Annotated in this window: 20 protein-coding genes; 5 read left to right on the forward strand and 15 right to left on the reverse strand. The window is 33.5% G+C overall.

Annotation, left to right across the window (positions count from 1 at the left end):
* The first annotated feature begins 17 nt into the window (after window positions 1-17).
* Complete coding sequence (locus OZP10_RS03250; protein WP_349293754.1) at window positions 18-1,676, forward strand: tetratricopeptide repeat-containing sensor histidine kinase; 1,659 nt, start codon at window positions 18-20, stop codon at window positions 1,674-1,676.
* 73 nt (window positions 1,677-1,749) lie between these two features.
* Here the strand turns inward: OZP10_RS03250 and OZP10_RS03255 are convergent, their stop codons facing one another.
* The gene (locus OZP10_RS03255; RefSeq protein WP_281633506.1) at window positions 1,750-2,283 is read right to left on the reverse strand and encodes a 5' nucleotidase, NT5C type; all 534 of its coding nucleotides are present in this window, start codon (window positions 2,281-2,283) and stop codon (window positions 1,750-1,752) included.
* Window positions 2,284-2,371: 88 nt separating this feature from the next.
* Here OZP10_RS03255 and OZP10_RS03260 point away from each other — a divergent pair, with 88 nt between their 5' ends.
* Window positions 2,372-3,121, forward strand: a complete 750-nt coding sequence (locus OZP10_RS03260) for a DeoR/GlpR family DNA-binding transcription regulator (protein WP_281633507.1) — start codon at window positions 2,372-2,374, stop codon at window positions 3,119-3,121.
* Window positions 3,122-3,528: 407 nt separating this feature from the next.
* On the forward strand, window positions 3,529-3,798 hold the full coding sequence (locus tag OZP10_RS03265; RefSeq protein WP_111426535.1) for a hypothetical protein: 270 nt from the start codon (window positions 3,529-3,531) through the stop codon (window positions 3,796-3,798).
* Between the two features lie 107 nt (window positions 3,799-3,905).
* Here the strand turns inward: OZP10_RS03265 and OZP10_RS03270 are convergent, their stop codons facing one another.
* From OZP10_RS03270 to OZP10_RS03315, 10 genes are all read right to left on the reverse strand, one after another.
* Entirely contained in the window at window positions 3,906-4,919 is a 1,014-nt protein-coding gene (locus OZP10_RS03270; RefSeq protein ID WP_281633508.1) for a DUF2931 family protein, read from the reverse strand.
* Between the two features lie 445 nt (window positions 4,920-5,364).
* Window positions 5,365-6,138 (reverse strand): hypothetical protein, encoded by a 774-nt coding sequence (locus OZP10_RS03275; RefSeq protein ID WP_281633509.1) that lies wholly within the window; start codon window positions 6,136-6,138, stop codon window positions 5,365-5,367.
* Entirely contained in the window at window positions 6,135-7,064 is a 930-nt protein-coding gene (locus OZP10_RS03280) for a hypothetical protein (RefSeq protein ID WP_281633510.1), read from the reverse strand. Before OZP10_RS03280 ends, OZP10_RS03275 begins: the two co-directional genes overlap by 4 nt.
* A 3-nt stretch (window positions 7,065-7,067) precedes the next feature.
* On the reverse strand, window positions 7,068-8,930 hold the full coding sequence (locus OZP10_RS03285) for a phage baseplate assembly protein V (RefSeq protein WP_281633511.1): 1,863 nt from the start codon (window positions 8,928-8,930) through the stop codon (window positions 7,068-7,070).
* Window positions 8,931-8,952: 22 nt separating this feature from the next.
* Window positions 8,953-9,345, reverse strand: coding sequence for a type VI secretion system tube protein TssD (gene tssD, locus OZP10_RS03290; protein ID WP_281633512.1), 393 nt, complete (start codon window positions 9,343-9,345; stop codon window positions 8,953-8,955).
* Window positions 9,346-9,669: 324 nt separating this feature from the next.
* Window positions 9,670-11,121: a TolC family protein gene (locus OZP10_RS03295; RefSeq protein WP_281633513.1), complete on the reverse strand. Its 1,452-nt coding sequence runs from the start codon at window positions 11,119-11,121 to the stop codon at window positions 9,670-9,672.
* Entirely contained in the window at window positions 11,114-14,281 is a 3,168-nt protein-coding gene (locus tag OZP10_RS03300) for an efflux RND transporter permease subunit (protein ID WP_281633514.1), read from the reverse strand. The genes OZP10_RS03295 and OZP10_RS03300 overlap by 8 nt, the downstream gene beginning before the upstream one ends.
* A gap of 133 nt (window positions 14,282-14,414) precedes the next feature.
* Window positions 14,415-15,497, reverse strand: coding sequence for an efflux RND transporter periplasmic adaptor subunit (locus OZP10_RS03305; RefSeq protein WP_281633515.1), 1,083 nt, complete (start codon window positions 15,495-15,497; stop codon window positions 14,415-14,417).
* Window positions 15,498-15,675: 178 nt separating this feature from the next.
* Complete coding sequence (locus tag OZP10_RS03310) at window positions 15,676-16,056, reverse strand: hypothetical protein (protein WP_281633516.1); 381 nt, start codon at window positions 16,054-16,056, stop codon at window positions 15,676-15,678.
* Between the two features lie 192 nt (window positions 16,057-16,248).
* Window positions 16,249-16,653 (reverse strand): GNAT family N-acetyltransferase, encoded by a 405-nt coding sequence (locus OZP10_RS03315; protein WP_281633517.1) that lies wholly within the window; start codon window positions 16,651-16,653, stop codon window positions 16,249-16,251.
* Window positions 16,654-16,827: 174 nt separating this feature from the next.
* On the opposite strand from OZP10_RS03315, the gene OZP10_RS03320 reads away from it, so the two are divergent.
* Window positions 16,828-17,391, forward strand: coding sequence for an outer membrane beta-barrel protein (locus OZP10_RS03320; protein WP_281633518.1), 564 nt, complete (start codon window positions 16,828-16,830; stop codon window positions 17,389-17,391).
* 46 nt (window positions 17,392-17,437) lie between these two features.
* On the opposite strand, the gene OZP10_RS03325 is transcribed toward OZP10_RS03320, so the two are convergent.
* The 4 genes from OZP10_RS03325 to OZP10_RS03340 all read right to left on the reverse strand — a co-directional run bounded on the left by OZP10_RS03325 (window position 17,438) and on the right by OZP10_RS03340 (window position 22,281).
* On the reverse strand, window positions 17,438-18,052 hold the full coding sequence (locus OZP10_RS03325) for a tetratricopeptide repeat protein (RefSeq protein ID WP_281633519.1): 615 nt from the start codon (window positions 18,050-18,052) through the stop codon (window positions 17,438-17,440).
* A 163-nt stretch (window positions 18,053-18,215) separates the two neighbouring features.
* On the reverse strand, window positions 18,216-20,093 hold the full coding sequence (locus tag OZP10_RS03330) for a M1 family metallopeptidase (protein WP_281633520.1): 1,878 nt from the start codon (window positions 20,091-20,093) through the stop codon (window positions 18,216-18,218).
* Between the two features lie 222 nt (window positions 20,094-20,315).
* The gene (locus OZP10_RS03335) at window positions 20,316-21,896 is read right to left on the reverse strand and encodes an NADP-dependent glyceraldehyde-3-phosphate dehydrogenase (RefSeq protein WP_281633521.1); all 1,581 of its coding nucleotides are present in this window, start codon (window positions 21,894-21,896) and stop codon (window positions 20,316-20,318) included.
* Window positions 21,897-21,969: 73 nt separating this feature from the next.
* Complete coding sequence (locus OZP10_RS03340) at window positions 21,970-22,281, reverse strand: rhodanese-like domain-containing protein (protein ID WP_281633522.1); 312 nt, start codon at window positions 22,279-22,281, stop codon at window positions 21,970-21,972.
* A gap of 361 nt (window positions 22,282-22,642) precedes the next feature.
* Between OZP10_RS03340 and OZP10_RS03345 the strand changes: the two genes are divergently transcribed.
* Entirely contained in the window at window positions 22,643-23,269 is a 627-nt protein-coding gene (locus tag OZP10_RS03345) for a Crp/Fnr family transcriptional regulator (RefSeq protein WP_281633523.1), read from the forward strand.
* The last annotated feature ends 232 nt before the right edge of the window (window positions 23,270-23,501 follow it).

Genomic DNA, 23,501 nt, shown 5'->3' on the forward strand with positions numbered 1-23,501 from the left:
CTCATCCTGATTCAGAATTGATTCGAAAACAAGCACTTAATTTACGAGATAAGGCAGATGAAAATTATGTAAAAGAAAACTTTAATACTGCTTTTTATGAATTTAACAAATCAAAAGCTCTTTTTGAAACTTTAAAAGATAGTGCCAATATTTCTTATATTCTTATCCAAATGGCCACTATTCAGCAGATTAATGGCGATTATTATGGTAGTAAAGAAACCGTAACTGAAGCACTGCCGTATGCTAAAAAAAACAAAGATCATAAAGGCTGTATAAATAATGCACTAGGAATTGCTGATAAAGAACTTTCTCTTTATCAAGATGCTGTATTTTATTACGAAGAGTCAGTGAAAGATTCCGAAAGCTTCAAAGAAAGACTACCACCTTTAGGCAATATTGCAGTCGTCTATATTCTTCAAAAAAAATATGATGAAGCAATTAAAATTTTAGAGTCAATTTTAAGCCAAAAATTGCTAAACGAAAAATCTAACGCTCGTTCTAAAGGAAGAATGCAAGACAATTTAGGTTACGCTTACTTTAAAAATGGAATGGATGAAAAAGGATTTCATTTAATGGATCAAGCACTCCAAATCAGACTTGAAATTAAAGATACATACGGAAGTATCGAAAGTTATCTGCACCTTGCAGACTATTACTCTAAACATAATCTTCAAAAATCAGATGAGAACGCTCTTGCAGCGTATAACATTTCTACAAAACTCAATAGTATCGACGAAAGATTAGAAGCGCTTCAAATATTAATTTCAAATGATAATACCCGTAATACCGCAAAATACACACAAAAGTTTTTCACCTTAAACGACAGCATTATTAAGGTTCGAAATAATTTTAAAAATAAGTCTGCCAAAATTAAATACGATGCCAAAAAGGAAAAAGACGAAAACGAAAAACTTCGTTTAGAAAAGGCCGAGAATCAATTATCGCTTCAAAGAGCCCAGTACCTAAAAATCGTATCCGTAATTGTTTTTGCTTTTTTAGTTATTCTAATATTCATTTTAATACGCTATTATAAAAATAAAAATAAAGCCATCGAATTTAAAACTTCGTACAACACCGAAACCCGAATTGCTAAAAAGATTCATGATGAATTGGCAAACGACGTCTTTCAAGTTATCGCTTTTGCAGAATCTCAGCCATTATCTGTAGAAAACACCAAAGAGAATTTACTCCAAAAACTAGATGATATTTATAGTCGCGTAAGGGGAATTTCTAGAGAAAATAATAGTATTGATACAGGAGCAAATTTTACCCGCAGTATAAAAGAAATGCTTTCTGCTTATAATACACGAGAGAGAAATATTATGATTACCAATTTAGAAAATATAAATTGGGAAGACATTGACGATATAAAAAAGATCACCATCAGCCGAATTTTACAGGAATTAATGGTGAACATGAAAAAACACAGCGAGGCCAGTATTGTTGTGATACGATTTGAAAGTGACCAAAAATCAATTTCAATAAATTATAGGGATAATGGTAAAGGCTGCGAAAAAAGTGTGATTGTAAAAAATGGCCTTCAAAACATGTCAAATCGCATTATAGCCATCAACGGAACATTTGATATCGATACAGAACCTGGCAAAGGATTTAAAGTAAAAATATCAATGCCAGAACAAACTCAGATTAAAGTAAAAGAAAAATTCGCGTATTAAATAAAAAGCCTTTCAGAATTAATCTGAAAGGCTTTTCTCTTCAAAAAACAATCCTATTATAACCTTATTTAGCTTATAATGTTTCGTTTAAAACCGCCACCGCTTCTTTCCAGTTATTTACCCGCAAATGGTGCGTCTTGTTTATATTATGAAAGGCAGTAAACATAATAGGCTTGCCCATGCAGTAATCTAAATTTTTGCAATGGTCATCAATTAAATAATCGGTATTTATAATTCTTTTACTGCCACATAAAACAATATTTTCCCATTTTATAAAAGGGAAATGCTCAGCGAGCCAAGCTACTTTTTCGGCTAGGGAAATTGGAAATTCTGTTGCTGCCGAAACAATAAAAATTTCAAAATTCTTTTGGAGTTCTTGCAAACTCTCGACTGCATCTGGCATTACAGGCAGGTTTCTAAAAAAATTTCCTTTATTTAAAATTCCGTGCAAAAGTGCTCTTTCCTTAAAAGCTTCTTCTTCACTTAATCCTTGAATACTTTCTTTTGAAAGGTTCATTCCGTATTCTTTATTATATTCTTCAATCAATTGGGTTTCTATATCCGCTAGTACCCCATCCATATCGACTGCAATGGTTTTCTTTCTCATGATAATTTTATTTTGCGGTAAAATTATGCAAAAATTGCAAAACATTGCAATTTTTAACTTATTTTTGCAATATAAAACCGCAAATAAAATGAAAAAGGAAGAACGTCAAAAAGCAATTTTAGAATATCTATCTAAAGAACATCGAGTTAGCTCTGTAGAATTAAGCGAGTATCTGAGCGTTTCAGAAGATACGATCCGACGTGATTTAAAAGAGCTTTCAGATCAAGGGCTTTTAAAAGCAGTTCGTGGCGGTGCGGTCGCTCCTTCTCCTATTCCTCTTCACTACAGGAAAAGAGAAAAACACGATATCGAAAACAAAAAAATTATCGCTCAAAAAGCTATTTCGTATTTAAAAGACGGACAAGTCGTTTTTATTGACGGCGGAACCACTTCTCTAGCTTTGGTAGCAAGCTTTCCTTACGATTTAAAATTGACGGTTATTACCAATAGTTTTCCCATAGCTTCGTTGGTGGAAGATTTACCCAATATTGATTTAATTTTTGCAGGCGGTAAAATGTGCAAAACTTCTTTTGCGACATCGAGTATTGAAACAATTGATTTCTTTAGAAATTTTAGAGCAGACATCTTCATTTTGGGAATCTGCAGTATTCACCATGAACGCGGTATTACGGGAATTTTATACGACGATTCTGTGCTGAAAAAAAATATGATTAAAAATTCCAATTTTGTCATCGCTTTAAGTTCTATCGAAAAAGTGGAAACTGCCGAATCTTATTTTGTCTGCCCAATAAAAGACATCGATGTTTTGGTAACCAATGTTTCTCCGGACGAGGAAATTTTAAAGCCGTATAAAAATACTGGTTTGACAATTTTATAAACACAAAAAAGCCTTTCAGAACTTTAGTTCCGAAAGGCTTTTTCTCTACAAATTAATTGGGAATATTATTTCCATCGGCCGCCCAAGTTCCAGCAAACCTAAATTTTACAATCAAAGTTAGGGCGCAATTCAATCACAAATAATAATTTCTATCTTTGTTTTAAACTTAAATTCAGAGTTAAAATCCAGTAAAAACAAAAAGTAGGTTTTTTCTTTCTTTTTAAAATAAAAGCATATCTTTGTAAAGTCAAAATACTATACAAGGAGAAATCCGAAACTTAAATTTTAAGTTAACATAACGAGCCCTCATTCACGTTGCTGGAGCTAGTGATAGCCCTAATTCCACTCCTTGTAGTGTTTTGACACAACCGAAGATGAGGGCTTCGTGCGTTTAAATATTTTCGAAAATGTCAAAAGAAAATCAAAAACCAACACATCGTGATGTAATGCCATCCGTAATTAATTTCCTTTCAGACGAATTGTTTGAGGGAGATTACAAAGAACAGCCAATGTATTTACAGGAAATCTTCGAGCTCCTCATGCATACAGAGTTTGGAGACGATATCAATTTAAGGCAAAAAATACTGAGCTGCTTAAGAACCAGCCGAAATCTCGCCGAAGCTTTATCGTCATTTTCAGAGAAACAGATCTATAAGGCTTGTGCTAGTAATAGATAAATATGCAATATTTTAATAGATTAGAAGTGTGTGTTTCTCTTCTCATAAAAAAAGCCTCTTAATATTAAGAGGCTTTTCTATTCTCCTCTATTGACGTGAACATCCCGCTAACCCATTGGGGAAACATATACATAAGAAGGTAAAATCTTTACCGAACTTTTATCATTTTTTAGTATTGCACTTATACTGTCATTAGTATTATTTATCTTCAATTCCAATAATAACTGATTCGGTTTTTGTAGAGTTTTTAGTTTTCTAAAAGCTTTTAAAGTTTCATCCTCTTTAAAATAAAATTGAGATGAAAATTGCTTTTTACCGTTACTCCATGATAAACGAAAACAATCAGGAATTTGATAAAAAATTGGTGTTTTTTCAGGCTTCTTGCTTTTGAAATACCAATTTTTTTGATTAAAAAAAGTGAAATCGGAATCTCCTAAATAAAATCCGCTAGGTAATTTAATGTCAATTTTATAAGGATAATGCTCCATTACCAAAGCTATTTTTATTGATATGTCAATAGTTGAAGTAGAATCAATTTGGTCGCTTTGATCAAAAATATGCCAACTTTCATTAACTTCTTTAGCTTGATAATTTCCAATTTTTAATTTATCATCATCATTCGAAATCCATACTGCGAGTTTTCCATTAGGCAATATTTCTGCTAAAAATCTAATCATAACTTTATTGGAATCTTCTTCTGAATAATTTTTCCCATATCGTTTCCTATTCATTCTCAACTGTTTTGCTTTTACCAAAATAATTTTATATGGCAAGATAAACTTTCCTTGATAAAACTTTTTTTCTGTGTATGAAAACCAACTTATTGACAAACTATCAGGATAAAAAACATTATTTTGAAGTTTAATGTAATTTATATCATCCCAGCCATCATCAATTATGTTTTCCTTCATATCATCATAATTCCAATCTATGGCATGATGAAAATGACAACTACTTACTTGAACCACGTTACCTTTACTGCTTAATACACCACTACCCCATTCAAACCTTTCATCAGCTTTATAATTGTATCTCTGAACAGCAATAGCGAATAGAATTAACACTAATAAAATTGAAAGTAATCCATTTATAGTATCTTCTCTTTTTGTGAAATATTTCATAATTATAATTAATGTGAAAATGCTTTTCCCAATTGTGCGATATATAAAAATCCTATAAAAAAAAGTACAAAAAGAATAGTACAAATTAGTATTATGATACCCATTCTGTGGCGGTATTGTGTTTTCTGGGGACTAAAAAAATAAATCAACAATATCAATATCGAAGTAGCTATAGGAGCTGTTAGAGTACAGACAACTTCAGAATAATTCTCTTCTGTACGGTCAAGATAAAACTGTAATGAAAAAGCAATGGCAGTTAGTAGAAGTAAGGTTACAAATACTTTCATTATGTTATTTTTAATTAAATGTGTTTCTTAAGTTTTTTTCCTACTGACGCGAGCATCTCGCTCGTGCTCTTGAGAATTAATTCGGTTAAATAAACTTTGTGTTCACGAGCGAGACGCTCGCGCTAACAAGGGAACTTTTTGAAGAAATTAATTTATGTTTAAAAAGTTATTAATTTAACGGGAATTCTGTTAGAGTAGATAACACCATCAAATAAAACATATCCATTTTCTTTAATCTCTCTTTTCACATTTTTACTAATTGTTTTATTAGTAGAAACGGAATCATTACGCAAAGAAATGGTAGCGAAATTAGGCTTTTTATTTTCTATATTTGATATCCATTTTTGATCATTCCTATATGGCAAGTTTATAACAGAAGTGAAATATTTTGTTTCTCCAGGTTGCAAAAAATAACTTTTTAGAGAATCATTCTCAGAACCAATATTTCTTAAGTCATATTTTTTAGGAAGTTTATTTTTAATCAAAAACTTCTTAATGATTGTATCTAGTTCTTGCAACTTAATAAATTCATAATCATTCCCACACATATTCTCAATTTTTGTCGAACTACCATCTAGAATCTTCCCATTTTTATACATATTAAACCCTATTGAGTTGCGAATTAATTTTTTCTTTCCTATAGCCTCATTATATAAATCTCTTTCTTCTGTTCCTAAAAAATTTTCATTTAGCATTATAAAATATTTTTTATTTGAAACATTCGTAATTTTATAATGCAAAACATTTTTCGAAAGACTGTCATAAATTTTATTAGGAAGATAATAAACTTCTAAAAAATCTTGTTTATTTACATTGTCAACACAAACAACTTCACTATTCAGTAAGTCAATTTTTATATCACTTTTATCTTTTTTTGTAGTACATGCGAAAAAAGATAATAGAAAAAAGTATGAGCATATTTTAATACTCATAAAGTTATAGCATTTCCTTGTTCCCATTCTTTATGATTTTTATATTGTTTTTCATTACCTCTAGCTTTTTTATAAAATGCATTGTCACTTGTATCAGCAACATTATTTAAAATATTCTCAAGCATTCTCTTTTTGAATCCAATAGATACATGCTCCCAATTTTTATCAACTAATACCTGATATCTATATGCTCGATCTTCTTGATAACCATCATATATTTTCTTTTTTAATCTGATTAATTCTTGTAAATGAAAATATTCATGGCCACAAACACTCATAATATCATAGCCTGTGTCAAAATTTACTCCAATATGTCCATATATAATTTTTATTTCTGCCTCCTCTTTTTTCAAATACTCAGAATTTGGACTTACACCTCCTAATTTAGTAACTGCATATCCCGTATTAGAAGGATCATTGGTTGCGTCAGTAATAGTTTTATATTTCAATTCATTTAAGCTATAACCAGCTTCTTGATAATAATAATTGTATATTTTTTCCGCAACATTAAATCGTGTTATAGGACATAAACTTGTTATTACTGTTCCATATTTTTTTGCAGCTTCTGCGTTTACAATATTTCCTTTGCCAGTAAAAGAAACATCTTTATCATAAAACTCTTTTGGTAGAGTTCCATGAGTATAAGGAATTCTTGTAATATCCCGTCCTGTTATAAATATCATTTTTTTGCTGTTTTTTGTCGAGCCCAAGTAATTTCCTGACATATCAAAAAAATCTCCTTCGACCTGCATTTTTTCAAACAATGTTTTAGGTGGCGCATCTTCAGGCCCACCATAGATAATTTCTCCATCGGCGGTCTCACGTATGAAACCGCCAGCATTTGTAATGATATTGCTATTGGAGTACATAATATAATTTCCTCCAGTAGTTTTGGTAATCGTACCCTTTACAAATCTTCTTCTCATGATTTAGTTGTGTGTTGTGTTTTCACCGCTATTGTTTTGAACATTACTTTTTGCGTGCTTAATAATATCTTTTTCACTATTGTTTTGAATGCCTTCTAAGCCGATTTCATTTCGTTCTTTTTCTGTGTGTGATTTCAAGTTTCCTTCTATATTTTCATCATGATCACCGCCCACATAAAACATGTTATTGCCAGTAACATTTGTATGTAACATTCCACCAACAACTGTTGACTTATCAACTCCCGCTGTTTCATAAATATTTAGTCCTGCATTAGATGTTATATCCCTTCCAGCTTTCATAACAATATCTTCACCAGCTTCCAATTCAATATTTTTAGGAGCTTTAAACCTAATGTTTCCATCACCATGAATCACGGCTATTGTTTCGCCTTTTTGGCTTTCAATTGTAATATCACCCGTAGCATCGTCATTAATAATTCTGTTTCCGCTTCGGCTATGCATTACTGCCTTTATATCATTATTCGGCGTACTATAACCGCTTTTTTCTTTTTTGCTGGTCATGGTTCCCATTACAATAGGCAGTTCGGCATTATTGCCCTGAAAATCTACAAAAACGGTGTCGCCAATTTCAGGTATGATGTGAGCGCCTCTGGCATCGCCTCCGTAATTCTGTACTAAAGGAATGTAAGGCGTGGTTTGGCCTTTGGCTGCCTGCCACGGCATCTGTACCTGTACGCCGCTAAATCCATCAGGATCTGCGTTGGCGGTTACAATGGCGGTCTGGCTCTTGCAGTAAGGCACTAAATCTGGATCTGTTTCGGGAGAAAATACAGAACCGTTAAAATTTACGGCTGTAAAGTGGTTTTCGTAACCGCCACCGTCATCACAAATATGTGTAATCTGTGTTACGCGGTAAGAGCTCTCCAATTGCATGTCGACACCCAATACACGCACTTCATTTCCTATAGTAATACCCGGAACTTCACTCGATGCTTTCACTTCTACCAAACCGCTTAAAACAGCGCGCATTTTGTTTTTGGCATATTCTTCTGAAGATCGTCTTCCAGATCCGCCAACAGGAGTCTGATTGAGCTGTATTACGGTTTCTATATTAAAAACCTCATTAGACCTGTTTAAAAAGTTTTGATGAAATCCGTCGGCTTCTTTTCTGTATCTTAAAGTTTCGTCGGTTTTATACTGCCCGTCATAATTGTCATTCTCCATTATTTTAAACTGGGCAGGCAAAAGTTTGATGGTATAATCAAAATCCTGCATGTTTATTCCGAAAATTAATTTTGGCTGTCCGCCAACGCCGCCAGGACTTCCAAAAATGGTTGTTCGCCCATTATAATATAGCCAGTGTCCGTTTCTTTTTGCCAAACGGTTCAGAAAAGAGAAATTGCTTTCGTTATACTGCACGGTATAAGGCAGATTATCCAAATAAAATGGCCTGACATCCATATCGATATCACAGCCCGATTTTACTTTGCTTACAATATCGCTCAAAGACATATTGGTAAAAGAGTTGCATTCTGGCCCATTTTCCAACACTATTGTAGAGCTTTTCCCTTTTATCACAATAGTTTCTTCTATGTCTTTGATACGCGATTTTTGCAGTTTGACTTCGGTCACAATACCATAAAACTGCATAATATAATCTTTAGGATCTGCGCCAATAATAAGATCTTCCAGTCCGTCTATAGGTTTTATCTCTATGCTTATTTTTTCTCCATATAATTTCTGGGAAAAAGGCATAACGCTTTTAAATTCTTCTACCAATAAATCCTGTCTAACTTCAAATGAAAAAGTGTGGTGGTCGTGAATGGTCTGAAAAACTTCTAATTTGTTGAAATTAGTAATTCGAATTTCGCCAATTCTAATATTTGTGATCGTTTGTAATGCCATATTAATTAGTCATTTAGAAGGTCTATGAATTTTTCCAGTTATTTTCAAAAAGTGTGTTTCCGATTTTTACTTCATTTGATGAAATTAAAATCTCGGTGACCATAGGAACAGATCCTTCATTTCTAAAACTTTTATGAAACGATATGCAATAGCCTTTTTTGAAGGTTACATTTTTCATGGTGCTCATGGCGTCTCTACGATAAAAAATGATTTTTCCGTCTTTTACACTCGTTTGGGATACCATCCACTCTGAAAACAAATCAGTCTGTGTCGTTTCTACAACCAGTTTTATCTGTCCGCCTTTTGTCTTGTTGGCAGGTTTTCCGTTGTTATCGACATTTTGGCTAAAGTGAACATCGAATTCTAAAACATTAAACACTTCATTGTCTAATTCTAATTTTGCTAAAAAACTCATATTTAAAGGGTATTGATTATTTTACAGGTTTGTGTAGATTTTATAACCTTAATCAATAAATGAGAAGTGGTATTTAAGTAAATAAAATATTACATAATTTATATTGTAAATATAATAAATAGTTTAAAATAAGTAAGAAAAATATTAACAATAAAAAAGAAAAACAAAAACATAAAAAAAAACCTGAAAACTAATTGTAGTTCCCAAGGTTTAAGGTTCCTTTTTTCAGAACAGTGAATTGCCAATACAAAATGTTTTTTTACAAAAAAGCCTTTCAGAATTTTACTTCCGAAAGGCTTTCCCTCTACAAATTAATTGGCAATATTATTTCCATCCGCCGCCCAAGTCTCTATAAACATGAACTGCAGCATTTAATTGTTCTTTTTTAGTATCGATTAATTCTAGTTTTGCTTCTAATGCATCTCTCTGCGTCATCAAAACTTCAAAATAATCCACTCTTGCCGATTTAAACAAATCGTTAGAAACGTCAATCGAAGTATTTAAAGCGTCAACTTGTTTCGATTTAAGATCGTAACCTTTTTGAAGATTCTCGATCTTAGACATTTGGTTTGACACTTCTAAATAAGCATTTAAAACTGTACGATCGTAATTGTATAATGCCTGAATCTGTCTTGCGTTGGCACTTGCAAACTCCGCTTTGATTGCATTTCTGTTAATCAAAGGCGCTACAAGATCTCCTGCCAATGAATATAAAAGCGATTCTGGCATGGTAAACAAATAAGAAGGTTTAAAAGCATTTACTCCAATTGCTGCAGTAATATCCAAAGAAGGGTAAAACTCAGCACGGGCAACTTTTACATCTAGTTTTGCTGCAACCAACTCTAATTCTGCTTGTTTAACATCAGGACGATTCTGTAAAAGTTGAGATGGAATTCCTGAACTTACTTGTGCTGGCAATAAACTCAAGAAGTTAGTACTGCTTGTTCTTTTGATTTCCTGCGGATATCTTCCTAGCAAAAAGTTGATTTTGTTTTCGTTTTCTTTTATCTGCTGTAAAATATCAAATTCTAAACTTTGTGAAGTTAAAACCTCTGCTTCAAATTTCTTAACTCCCAATTCTGTTGCTCGAGCCGCTTGCTTTTGAACTTTTACAATTTCTAAAGCATTAGTTTGCAATTTGATAGTCTGTTTTACAATATCCAATTGATTGTCTAAAGCCAATAATTCATAATAAGAATCAGCAACTTCGGCGATGAGGTTTGTAATTACAAAGTTTTTCCCTTCTACTGTAGCTAAATATCTGTTTAAAGCTGCTTTTTTAGAATTGCGCAATTTTTTCCAGATATCTACTTCCCAATTGGCGTAAGCAGCAATCGTGAAATCTCCTAACGGATCTGGTGTCTCAACACCCGGTTTAATCTCAGTTGTAGCATCACCCGCACCCTGGCTAGTATATCTACCTACTTTTTCTACTCCCGCTCCAGCACGTAAACCTGCTGTTGGCAATAAAAGACCTTTTTTTACACGAATATCATTCTTTGCAATTTCAATTTCCTGCAAAGTGATATTTAATTCTTGATTGTTTTTAAGAGCAGCATCTATTAAATCGACTAAATTTTGATCTTTAAAATAATCTTTCCAGTTTAATGCTGCTGTATTATTGTTTGCATCTTGCGTTTGAGCAGTTGCACCAAACGATTCAGGAACTGGAGTACTTGTAGTTACTGCTGCCTCAGGTGCAGGGGTTTTACACCCTGCAACTGCTAAACAAACAGCTAACGCAATACTATATTGATATGATTTAACTTTATACATGATTGTTATCAATTTCTTCTGTTAATGGATTTTCTAATTCATGTTTTACCAATTTGTATTTTTCAGCAATTTTGGCAAAAATGAAATACAAGCCTGGAATTACAAATACACCACAAATGGTTCCGATAAGCATACCTCCCGCGGCTGCAGTACCAATTGTTCGGTTACCAATTTTACCTGGGCCCGTTGCAAATGCAAGTGGCAATAAACCTGCAATAAAGGCAAATGAGGTCATCAAAATTGGACGGAACCTTGCTTTTGCTCCTTCCATTGCTGACTGTAAAACTGATAATCCTGCAGCATGCCTTTGTATGGCAAACTCTACAATCAGTACGGCATTTTTACCCAATAAACCAATCAACATTACCATGGCAACCTGAGCATAAATGTTGTTTTCTAATCCTGTTAATTTCAATAAAAGGAAAGCTCCAAAAATACCTGCTGGCAACGAAAGAATTACTGATAATGGCAGAATGAAACTTTCATATTGTGCCGCTAATACCAAGTAAACGAATCCTAAACAGATCAGGAATACCCAAATTGCTTGATTACCTTGAGCCACCTCATCGGCAGAAATACCTGCCCAGTCAATATCATATCCTCTTGGCAATTTTTCAGCAGCTACTCTCTGAATTACTTTAATCGCTGTACCAGAACTATAACCAGCAGCTGGAGAACCACTAATTTGTGTTGAGGTATACATGTTATGACGTGTAATTTCTGAAAGTCCGTACACTTTTTCTAATTTCATAAAAGCAGAAAAAGGAACCATTTCATCACGATCGTTTTTCACATATAATTTCAAGATATCATCTGGCTGTGCACGATATTCTGGTGAAGCCTGAACAATAACTTTATAGTTGATACCGAATTTAATAAAACTGATTTCGTAGTTACTTCCCACAAGAGTTGACAAAGTATTCATCGCATTTTCGATAGAAACCCCTTTTTGCTGCGCCAAGTCATTATCAACTTTCATCATGTATTGAGGGAAACTAGAGCTATAGAAACTAAATACGTTTGATAATTCTGGCTGTTTGTTCAATTCGGCAACAAAGTCATTGTTTACCTGCTCCATTCTCTTATAATCTACAGAACCAGTTTTATCTAGCAAACGAAGCTCAAATCCTCCAGCAGCACCATATCCTGGTACAGCAGGTGGTTGGAAAAACTCGATATTAGCTCCTGTAATATCTTTACATTTTTCTTCCATTTCATGCATAATCTCCACAACAGATTCTTTTCTGTCACTCCAGTCTTTCAAGTTAACCAAACACGTTCCTGAGTTGGCTCCTGTACCTTCAGACAGAATCTCATAACCCGCTAATGAAGAAACCGATTTTACTCCGTCAATATCTTCTGCGATTTTTTGAACTCTCTCAGCAATATTATTCGTTCTCTCTAAAGATGAACCTGGAGGTGTCTGAATTACCGCATAAAACATTCCCTGATCCTCATTCGGAATAAATCCTGAAGGAACCGAACTGCTTATTAAAAATGTTCCAATACAAAAAACTACAAGCGCTAAAATAGTAACCACTCTTCTGTCAACAATTTTACCTAATAAATGCTGGTATTTTCCTTGTGCTAAATTGAATTTTTCGTTGAAAGCATCAATAAATCTATTTGCAGGAGTTGGTTTTTTAGGCTGCCCGTGATTGTTTTTTAACATCATCGCACAAAGCGCTGGCGTCAATGTCAAAGCCACGATACCAGAAAGAATAATCGCCGTTGCCATAGTTACAGAGAACTGTCTGTAGAAAACTCCAACAGGACCAGACATAAACGCAACCGGAATAAATACCGCCGCCATTAAGAATGTAATTGCGATAATTGCACCTGCAATTTCATGCATGGCTTGTTTAGTCGCTTTAAATGGGGAGAGATGTTCTTCTTCCATCTTGGCGTGAACGGCCTCGATAACTACAATCGCATCATCGACGACGACTCCAATTGCTAATACTAAAGCAAATAACGTAATCAAGTTCAATGATATATCAAAGAATGTCATGAACACAAAAGTTCCTACCAACGATACAGGTACCGCAATTGCCGGAATAACCGTAGATCGCCAGTCTCCTAAGAAAAGGAAAACTACTAAACCTACCAGAATAAAGGCTTCAACCAAAGTGTGGATTACTTTTTCGATAGAAGCATCTAGGAATTTAGAAACGTCATACGAAATCTCATAATCCATTCCTTTTGGAAATCTTTGTTTGATTTTTTCCAATTTAGCTTTAACCTCTTCAATAACCTGATTCGCGTTACTTCCAAATGATTGTTTCAATACGATTGCTGCAGATGGTCTTCCATTCAAATTAGAATAGATATCATACATCGAGCTTCCAAATTCCACTTTAGCAACATCTTTCAATCTCAAAAGCTCACCATTCGGATTTGCTTTTACTACAATGTTCTCGTACTGTTCTTTTGTTGTAAAACGTCCAGAATATTTCAATACATATTCAAATGCTTGAGAACGTTTACCAGAACTTTCTCCCGTTTTACCAGGAGAAGCCTCCAAACTTTGACTTGATAATGCCTCCATTACCTCATCAGCAGAAATTTTATAAGCCAGCATACGGTCTGGTTTCAGCCAGATACGCATTGCATATTCACGTGTTCCTAAGATATCTCCAGAACCAATACCATTAACCCTTTTCAATTCAGAAAGTACGTTGATATCAGCATAGTTATACAAGAACTTCATGTCGGTATTTTTGTCTGTACTGTAAAGGTTCACGTACATCAACATACTTGGCACTTCTCGGGTAATTTTGATACCTTCACGAATTACCAAAGGAGGAAGTTTATTAGTAACAGAAGCCACACGGTTCTGAACGTTAATAGCCGCTTGATTAGGATCTGTACCTAAATTAAACACTACTTTAATTGTAGCTTCCCCGTCATTTCCAGCATCAGAAGCCATATATTTCATTCCTGGAACACCATTTAAGGCTCTTTCCAAAGGAATAACCACCGCCTTAACCATAAGCTCACCGTTAGATCCAGGATAATCTGCGGTAACATTCACCATTGGAGGTGAAATGGTAGGGAATTGTGTAATTGGTAAATTTAAAACCGACAACACCCCTAAAAAGACAATAATCAACGATATTACTATCGAAAGAACAGGTCTTTGAATAAATTTATTAAACATTTTTATATTTTTTAAATGATTAAACTTATTGAAGTTTAAAATGTTTTAAGTTTCAGTTTTCAAGTTTTGGGTTCAGTACGTAACTTGAAACCTGTCCCGATAACTATCGGGATGAAACTATTAAAACAAAAAACTATTCTGCTTTTAAGCGTAAATGATTGATTACTTCTTTAGGAGATTCGTAATCGAATTTAATCTTGTCGTTTTCTTTTACTTTTTGAACACCTTCAAGTAGGACTCTGTCGTTCTCTGTAATACCGCTTTTGATTACATACAAATCAGGAATTTCACCTGTGATGGTGATTTCTCTAGAACTAACTTTGTTGTCCTTACCAACTACAAAAACATATTTTTTATCTTGAATTTCGTAAGTCGCTTTTTGCGGAATTACAATAGCATTTTTAAGAGGAACATTCATTTGAACTTGTCCTGTTTCACCGTTTCTAAGTAATTTTCCAGAATTAGGGAATCTTGCTCTGAAAGCGATATTTCCTGTTTCGTTGTTGAATTCACTTTCGATAACTTCAACATTTCCTTTATCTTTAAAAAGTTCTCCGTTTGCCAAAACTAAATTCACTTTGTTATCTGCACGATCTTTAATATGCGTTTCATAACTGATGTATTCTGGCTCAGAAACATTAAAATAAGCAAACATCTGACTGTTGTCTGAAAGGCTTGTCAACAATTCGCCTTCATCGATTAAACTTCCTAGTTTTAAAGGAATACGGTCGATTGTTCCGTCAAACGGAGCTCTAATTTCTGTGAATGATAAATGAAGTTTTGCCAATGCAACTTCAGCTTTTGCAGATTGCAATTTTGCTTGAGCTACACTTAATTCGTTTTTAGAAACGATATTTTTATCAGCCAGTAATTTTGAATTTTGTAATTCAATTTCTACTGATTTCTGTTCTGACTGCGCTTTTAATAATTCTGCCTGATACATGTTTGGCATAATTTTAAACAACAGTTGTCCTTTTTTTACAAACTGTCCTTCGTCAACATATATATTTTGTAAAAACCCTTTTTCTTGGGCGCGAAGTTCGATATTACGAACCGATCTAATTTGTGAAACGTATTCTTTAGTAAACGAAGTATCAATTCTAACCGGATTAGTAACGGTAAATTTTTCAACTTCTTCTTTTTCTTCTTTTTTAGATGTGCAGCTCGTTAAGCACACCAAGGCCATTAAGCCTGTGAAAACAATGATTTTTTTCATGATTTAGTTTGGAAATTAAGCGATTGAATGCTTTGGAATAAAAATTCCTTTTGGATGTTAAAATGCATCAGTCAGCCTTAGTCCAGACCATAACTTTCATATAAGCGGAAGTAGAAAAAATATACAACAGCAAGATACGCAGAGATCAAAACTCAGGTAACCGATGTATACTTTAGAATCAAATTCTTAATACTCGTTGAGTAATATAGATAGGATTTGAATGCCCAAATATAGGCGCAGAAAATTTTAAACGATTAGAATCATTCGCTGCAGACTGATCTGAAAGTGCCAGATACAAAGTGTCTACCAAACTATACGAAGCAGTAAAATATTTGTTCGTAAGTAAATCAACATCTTCGCCACCAACAAGATCTTCTTCTAAATCAATATCTGTAGCTTCTTCAATTGTTGAAGTCCCACGATCTTGATTAGTAAATTTAACTCTGTGTTTTTGTAGATGATGGTGATTATGAGGACCAAAAGTATTTGCATTCAAATATTGGCCTCCGCCAAACAGAAGCATATTCATGAATACTAAAAATACTATTAACTTTCTCATTTCGGTGCGAAAGTAATAAAAGAATTAAAACAAAAAAAGATTTTTTAACAAGCTTTAACAGTTACATAAAATGAAAACGTTTTCGGTAACTTTTTATATGAAGATTAGATGAAGAAAAGCAACATCCGATTCAAAAAATGCAATATAAACAACTACAAAACAAATATTTATACAAACAAAAAAATTACTTTTCTATAGCTTAATTTCCATTATTGTAAATTCCTGTCCAGCTTTGACAAATGTTTTATGAGTATCTGTAAGTCCCATTTTTTCATAAAAAGACTTTTTGTTGCTTCTGGCATTACACCAAACTTTTTGCAAATCTTTACTTTTTGCAAATTCCAAAATATATTTTAAGAGATAAGACGCAATTCCTCTTCCCTGATATTCTTCTAAAGTAGCCAGTTTTCTAAACTGCATTTCTTTCCCTTCAATAAAACAAGAAACTATAGAAACTAATTGATCATCTTCAAAAACTCCAAAATGAAATCCAGCATTGTCTTCGTCTAACTTTACAAATTCAAAAGGCTGTTCTGGCCACATTACTTCATGACGAATCTGCCAAGTATCTGATGCTTTTATTGCTTTAATTTCCATAAGTATCTATTAAATCTTTCCAAAAATAATTCATTTTAATCTGATTAGAAAAAGTAAAACAAAAATCAGACATAACTAACTATCAAAACTTTACATAAAAATAAATCAGACAAATCATTCAATTCTAATCTATTATGTTTATTTTTATAGAACCAAAATCAAACAGCTTCCGTTATGAAAAAATTCTTTTTAGCAGCATTTTTATGTATTTGTGCCAATGGATTTGCGCAATTAATACAAATAGGACCGCAATTTTCGACCAATATTACTTCTGTCGATGCAAAAAATTTCAGCTCCGACCATACGAATACAGGAATTGGCTTTGCCGCTTTTGCTCGAGTAAATCTTACCGTTTTTTATGCGCAAGGCGAATTTGGTTATGCCCAAAGTAATTTCAGCGTTTTTCAAGACGGAAGAGGAGAAACCGAATTTAAACTGTCTGGAACCGATGCTACTTTAATTGCCGGTTTTAAAATCATTCCGCTTGGAAAAATAGGTAATGTAAGAGTTTTTGCGGGATACAATTGGAAGAATTATTCAGACATAAGCAGCAATAATAATCTAAATTCTATTGCTTTTGAAAGAAACAATCACAGTATACTTGGAGGTGTTGGAGTCGATGTTTGGAGACTTACTTTTGATATAAGGTATCTTGCAGGACTTAGTGATATAGATGCTTCTAATGGAGAAATTAAAACTGGAGTAACAAACTTTTCGCTAGGATTTAAATTTTTATAAAACATAAAGCCATAAAAAAAGGGAATCAGTTGATTCCCTTTTTTTATTATATTTTAACGTAATAACTTTCCTCGTTATCATTTTTTATCTTCTCGACTCCGTTTTCAGTTTTAACAGCTACATTAATAACATGCAATATGTTTGCTTTTTCATTAATACTGCAGTTCCAAACTGTTCCATCTGAAAGAATAATTTCTGAGAATACTGACACTGTCGCACTATTGTCATTGTAAACTAAATTTTCTGTTTTTAGAAGTTTCTTTACTTTCGTCTTTTTATCTACTTCATAAAACAATATTTCGTTTTCTTTAATTTCGATCAATTCATCAAAACTAGATTGACTACTGTCTGGCGATGCTGTTGTTGACCAAACTGGTTGACTTCCTGTTCTTTCCCAAGTTCCAATAACGTTGCTTAAAATTTCTTTTCTCAACAGTCCGCGCAAAGTATCTACTTTATTAACAGCATCTTTTCCAATCTCATTGTCTGGTTTAATTTTAGCTGCTAAAGAGAATAAATCTATTGCCTTGGCAAAATCGGCTTTTTTGTAGTAGGAAACTGCTAATTCGTATTTACTTTTTTGAAATGCGGTTTTTTGATCATTTTGTCCAAAGAACTGGAATGTATTTAACAATACAATAAGTACAAAAATATTTTTCATTGGGGGGCGTGGTATTTTCTTAGTATTCTGCAAACCTAGTCTATTTTAGAGAAATATTCCTATATTTCTCTATATTTTAGACATTTTTAATGTTTTTCAAAAAAATAAAGCTGCTTTATTAAATAAAGCAGCCTTATTTTTTATTTTATTAAAATTTAAATAATTATTTAACATTTAAAATATTATTTTCGGGAGTTGCATCCATAAAAATACCTCCATCTAACTGAATTTGGGCTATTTTCTTTGCACTTTTCAGAATTATTTTGGCTGTTTTTTGATTTTTCTCCCAAATTGCCGGCGTTTGATGAAGTGTGACTTTCGATTTATCAGCGTAAGTAATAATAACATCAAATGGAATTGCAAAACCTCCAATATTATCTATTGTTATAGTTTTTTTATCAGCAGAAATACCTTTTACAGTGATATCTAAATAGTTGTTGGTAAAAAACCAATTATTAAAAAACCAATTTAAATTCTTGCCTGTTGCAGTATTAAACGAATTAAAATAATCCCATGGAATTGGATGCTTTCCATTCCAATTATCCATATAAGTATGTAAGGCCTTCTTAAACAAATCGTCTCCTAACAGGTCTTTCAAAGCCAAATAAGAAAGAGAAGCCTTACCGTAAGAATTGTTTCCATAACCTGCTCCAGAAACCTGTGTAGACATTGTTATAATGGGCTGATCTTGTTCTGAAGATCGATCGTTTATATAATGCTTTACTCTGAATTCTTTATAAAAATTATCCGCAGCTTCTTTGCCATGTTCGGCAATTCCGATTAAATATTCAAAAGTTGTCGCCCATCCTTCGTCCATAAATGCGTAACGCGTTTCATTGATTCCCATATAAAAAGGGAAATAAGTATGTGCTACTTCATGATCTTGAACTAACTGTGCAAAAATAGGATCGCCCATTTGCGAGTCGTTGCACATCATTGGATATTCCATATCGGCAAAACCTTGAAAAGCCGTCATTTTTGAAAACGGATACGGAACTCCCGGCCAGTTGTTAGAAAACCAATCTAAAGCATATTGATTGTTCTTTACAGAGTTCACAAAATCTGTTCCTTTAACATCGTAAGCCGCCTGAACGCTCGCACGACGATTTGTTTTCTTGTCGACAACAACACTGCTAGCATCCCATAAATAATGGTCGCTTAAACCAAAACATACATCGGTTATATTTTTAGCTTCAAACTTCCAGACATTCCAATCATATTGTTTCGTTACGATACCGCTTTTCATTTCCTGCTCGTTTGCAATATGCAGAATTTCATCTGTCGTGTATGATTTTTTCAAACGTGAAGCAAACTCAGGCTGTAAAACCTCATCTGGATTCAATAAATCTCCTGTTGCATAAACAACATAATTTTTGGGTGCTTTTACAGAAAAAACATAATCATTAAAATCATTATAAAATTCTTGACGATCTGTATGAGGTAATCTATCCCAGCCATTGTAATCGTCAAAAACAGAAACACGAGGATAACTATACGCTACAAAAAAAGTAGTTTCGTCAATCTGTCCTTCACGCCCACTCTCTTTAGACAAAGGATAATTCCACTGAATATTTATAGTAGTTTTTGAATGCGGTAAAATCGGTTTTTGCAATTTCACATTTCCAACCGTTCCCCATTTTCTAGCATCTTCTTTGTATACTTCATTTTCAACTTTTAATGAAGTAATTGTTAATCCGTCGCTTAAAAAATCTTCGCTCACATCGTTTCCACGAGACGAAGTAGGTTTATGAAGATTATTTACAAAACGAATAGCCAAGTTTCTTAAAGTATCTTTACTATTGTTTTCATAAATAATGGTTTCTGTACCCGTAACCAATCTGGCTTTAGGGTCTACTGAGATTTCCATATTGTACTTTCCACGGTTCTGCCAATAGTTTACGCCAGGTTTTCCGTCTTTAGAACGTGTTCCGTTTTCGTAGGCTTTTTTTATATTTCGCGGCATGTAAAGCTCTTGAGCAATAGTATCTTGGGCAAAAAGAACGAATGCTATTAATGCAAATTGCAAAAATCTCTTTTTCATATGTGATTCTTAGGTCTTTAAATTGTTTGGTATATATGACTGCTGCTTGGCAACAATGTTACAAATTTAATTATTAATTGTTAATGGTGAATTGTGAAATGCGAGTCGTGAAATGTAAAATGCGAAAAACCTTTATTTCACATTTCACATTTCACAAAAAAGAAAAACCGTCTATCACCTAAAGCAACAGACGGCATCTACAATTAATATATAACCTGAAGACTACAAAATATAATCAGTATTAATAAAATTCGATTCTTTGCTGTTAAGCAATTCCTGCAGAATCTCATTATTATAATCAATATCTTTTGAAGCTACAAACGTACGAATTGAGAAAGAGCGCAAAGCATCTGGAATACTCAAAGTTCCTACAGCAGAATCTTTTCTTCCTGTGAAAGGGAAAGCATCTGGACCTCTTTGGCAAGAGCTATTTAAGTTTACTCGACAAACTAAGTTAACTAGAGCATCAATTAACGGAGCAAGTGTTTTTATATCTTTTCCAAATAAACTTACTTGTTGTCCGTAATTTGATTCTGCCATATCTTTCAATGGTTCTTTAATATCTTTAAAAGAAAGTACAGGAACAACAGGCCCAAATTGTTCTTCGTGATAAACACGCATTTCTTTGTTTACTGGATATAAAACTGCTGGAAAAATATAATTATCAGTATGTTTTCCTCCTTTTTCATTAATCACTTTTGCTCCTTTGTGAAGAGCGTCATCAATTAAACCTTGAATATATTTTGGTTTATCTGTTTCTGGAAGCGGCGTTAATGAAACTCCTTTTTCCCACGGATTTCCAAAAACCAAACTGTCTACTTTTTCAGCAAAACGTTTGTTGAATTCTTCCGAAATTGATTCGTGAACATACAACACTTTTAGAGCCGTACAACGCTGTCCGTTAAAAGATAAACTTCCTGTGATACATTCCTGAATAGCCAAATCCAAATCAGCATCTGGTAGAATAATTGCTGGATTTTTAGCTTCTAAACCTAAAATTAAACGCAATCTGTTTTTGTTAGGGTGCTGATCCTGTAAAGCAATCGCCGATTTACTGTTTCCAATTAATGCCAAAACATCAATTTTTCCAGATTTCATTATTGGAGAAGCCACTTCACGTCCTCTACCATAAACAATATTAATTACACCTTTTGGAAAACTGCTTCTGAAAGCTTCCAACAATGGCGAAATACATAAAACACCATGTTTAGCAGGTTTGAAGATTACAGTATTTCCCATAATCAAAGCTGGAATCAACAATGAGAAAGTTTCGTTTAAAGGATAATTATACGGGCCAAGACATAAAACCACTCCAAGAGGCCCACGGCGAATCATGGCGTTTACACCTTGCACTTTTTCAAAATGTGAACTACGACCGTTTAATTCCTTGTAGCTTGCAATGGTATCGTAAATATATTCTACCGTTCTGTCGAATTCTTTTTGCGAATCTCCAAGGTTTTTTCCAATTTCCCACATCAAAAGTTTTACTACTTCTTCACGGGTTTCTTTCATTTGTTTCACAAATTTTTCCATGCATTTAATGCGATCCACTACTTTCATAGTTGGCCATAAACCTTGGCCCATATCGTATGCATTGGTAGCAGCTTCGACAACTTCTGCTGCTTCTTTTTCTCCCATAAAAGGGATAGATCCTAATAAAGTAGGCGAATACTTTTCAGTTGAAGAAATAGTAGAAAACACAGGTGTGGTTTGCCCTGTCCATTGTTTCAATTCTCCATTTACAAGATAAGTATCTTGATTTATCAAACTTTTAATCTGATATTCTTCTGGTATAAAACTCATAATTTGGTTATTTAATGGTCTGGTAATTCATTTTCAAAAGAAAAAAGAGGCTTTTTTAGTGCCTCTTCTTCTTTTATGGTTGTACTGTTTCGCCTTCCCAATCCAGGATTCCTCCAAGCAGATTGTAGGCGTTTTCGATACCCAATTCGTTCATAATCTGACACGCTTTTGCGCTTCTAGCTCCAGAACGGCAGTATACGTAATAATTTTTATTTTTGTCTAATTCTTCGATTTCATAGATAAATGCCTGCCCTTTATTGATATCAATATTTAGAGCATTCTCAATGTAGCCGTCATTAAATTCGTCTTCAGTTCTTACATCAAGTATAACTGCATTTTCGTCAGTCTCTAACTGAGCAACCCAATCTTCTTGTGATAAATTCATAATAAAATGTGTTTTTGTAAAATTACGACGTTTCTCCATATGAAAAACGTACCAAATGCGATTTCGATTATTATTCTCAGAAAACGTTTTAGAGAAAGTATTATAATCAGTGAATTACAAATTTAGTTACTATTTTCAAAAATTCAGCCTACAAAATCGATAGAAAATAGGATTTTTTCATTTATATAAAATTAATCTTAAATCTAGTTTTCTGATAATTATTCCCATCTCAAACCCTTATCTTTGCAATCAATCATATATTTTTATTCGATTTTGATAAAAATATTCGCCACGAATTACACGAATTCTCACGAATTAATTGTTTTGAATTAATGCAATTGGCGGCAAAAAAATCTACAATATGCAGCATTCATTAAAAACCATTTTTCCTAATTTCTCTAACGAGCTTATCGCTACAATAGAAGAAAACGGAAGTCTTCAGGATTTTGAAACCGGAACCATTTTAATGCGCACCGGACAGTATATTAAAAATACAGTTTTGATTATTAAAGGTAAAATCAAAATCTATCGCGAAGGAGAAGATGGCGGAGAGTTTTTAATGTATTATCTACAGCCAGGGCAAGCCTGTGCTATCTCGATGATCTGTACTGCCAAAAGCGAAAAAAGTCAGATTATGGCAAAAGTCGTAGAAGATGTTACCGTGATGATGATTCCGTTGCAATTGATGGACAAATGGATGATGGAACATAGAAGTTGGTACGAATTTGTAATTGAAACCTACAGAAGCCGTTTTGAAGAAGTTCTCGAAGTGGTTGATAATATTGCTTTCCGTTCTATGGATGAAAGATTAGAGTTTTACCTAAAACGTCATTCCGATGCTTGCGGCTGTTCTGAGGTAAATCTCTCACACCAAGAAATCGCAACCGAATTGAATACTTCGCGTGAAGTGGTTTCCAGATTACTCAAAAAAATGGAACAGCGAGGTTTAGTCAAACTCAACAGAAACCAGATTGAGTTATTGAAATAGTTTTTTTTTAGCCACAGATTAAAAGGATTATTAGGATTTCTTTTTATTAAGAATGGAAAAATCCATCTAATCCTTTTAATCTGTGGCTAAAATATTTTCTCTTGTCAGGCTGAGCGAAGTCGAAGCCCCGCAAAGCATTTCGGCTTCACTTAATGTGACAAAATAATTCGTGAAAATTCGTGAATTCGTGGCGAAAAAAAAGCTTCTGTGATAAATGTTACTGTAGGATTCT

This window comes from Flavobacterium luteolum (genome assembly GCF_027111275.1).
In the GTDB taxonomy this organism is placed as follows: Bacteria; Bacteroidota; Bacteroidia; order Flavobacteriales; family Flavobacteriaceae; genus Flavobacterium; species Flavobacterium luteolum.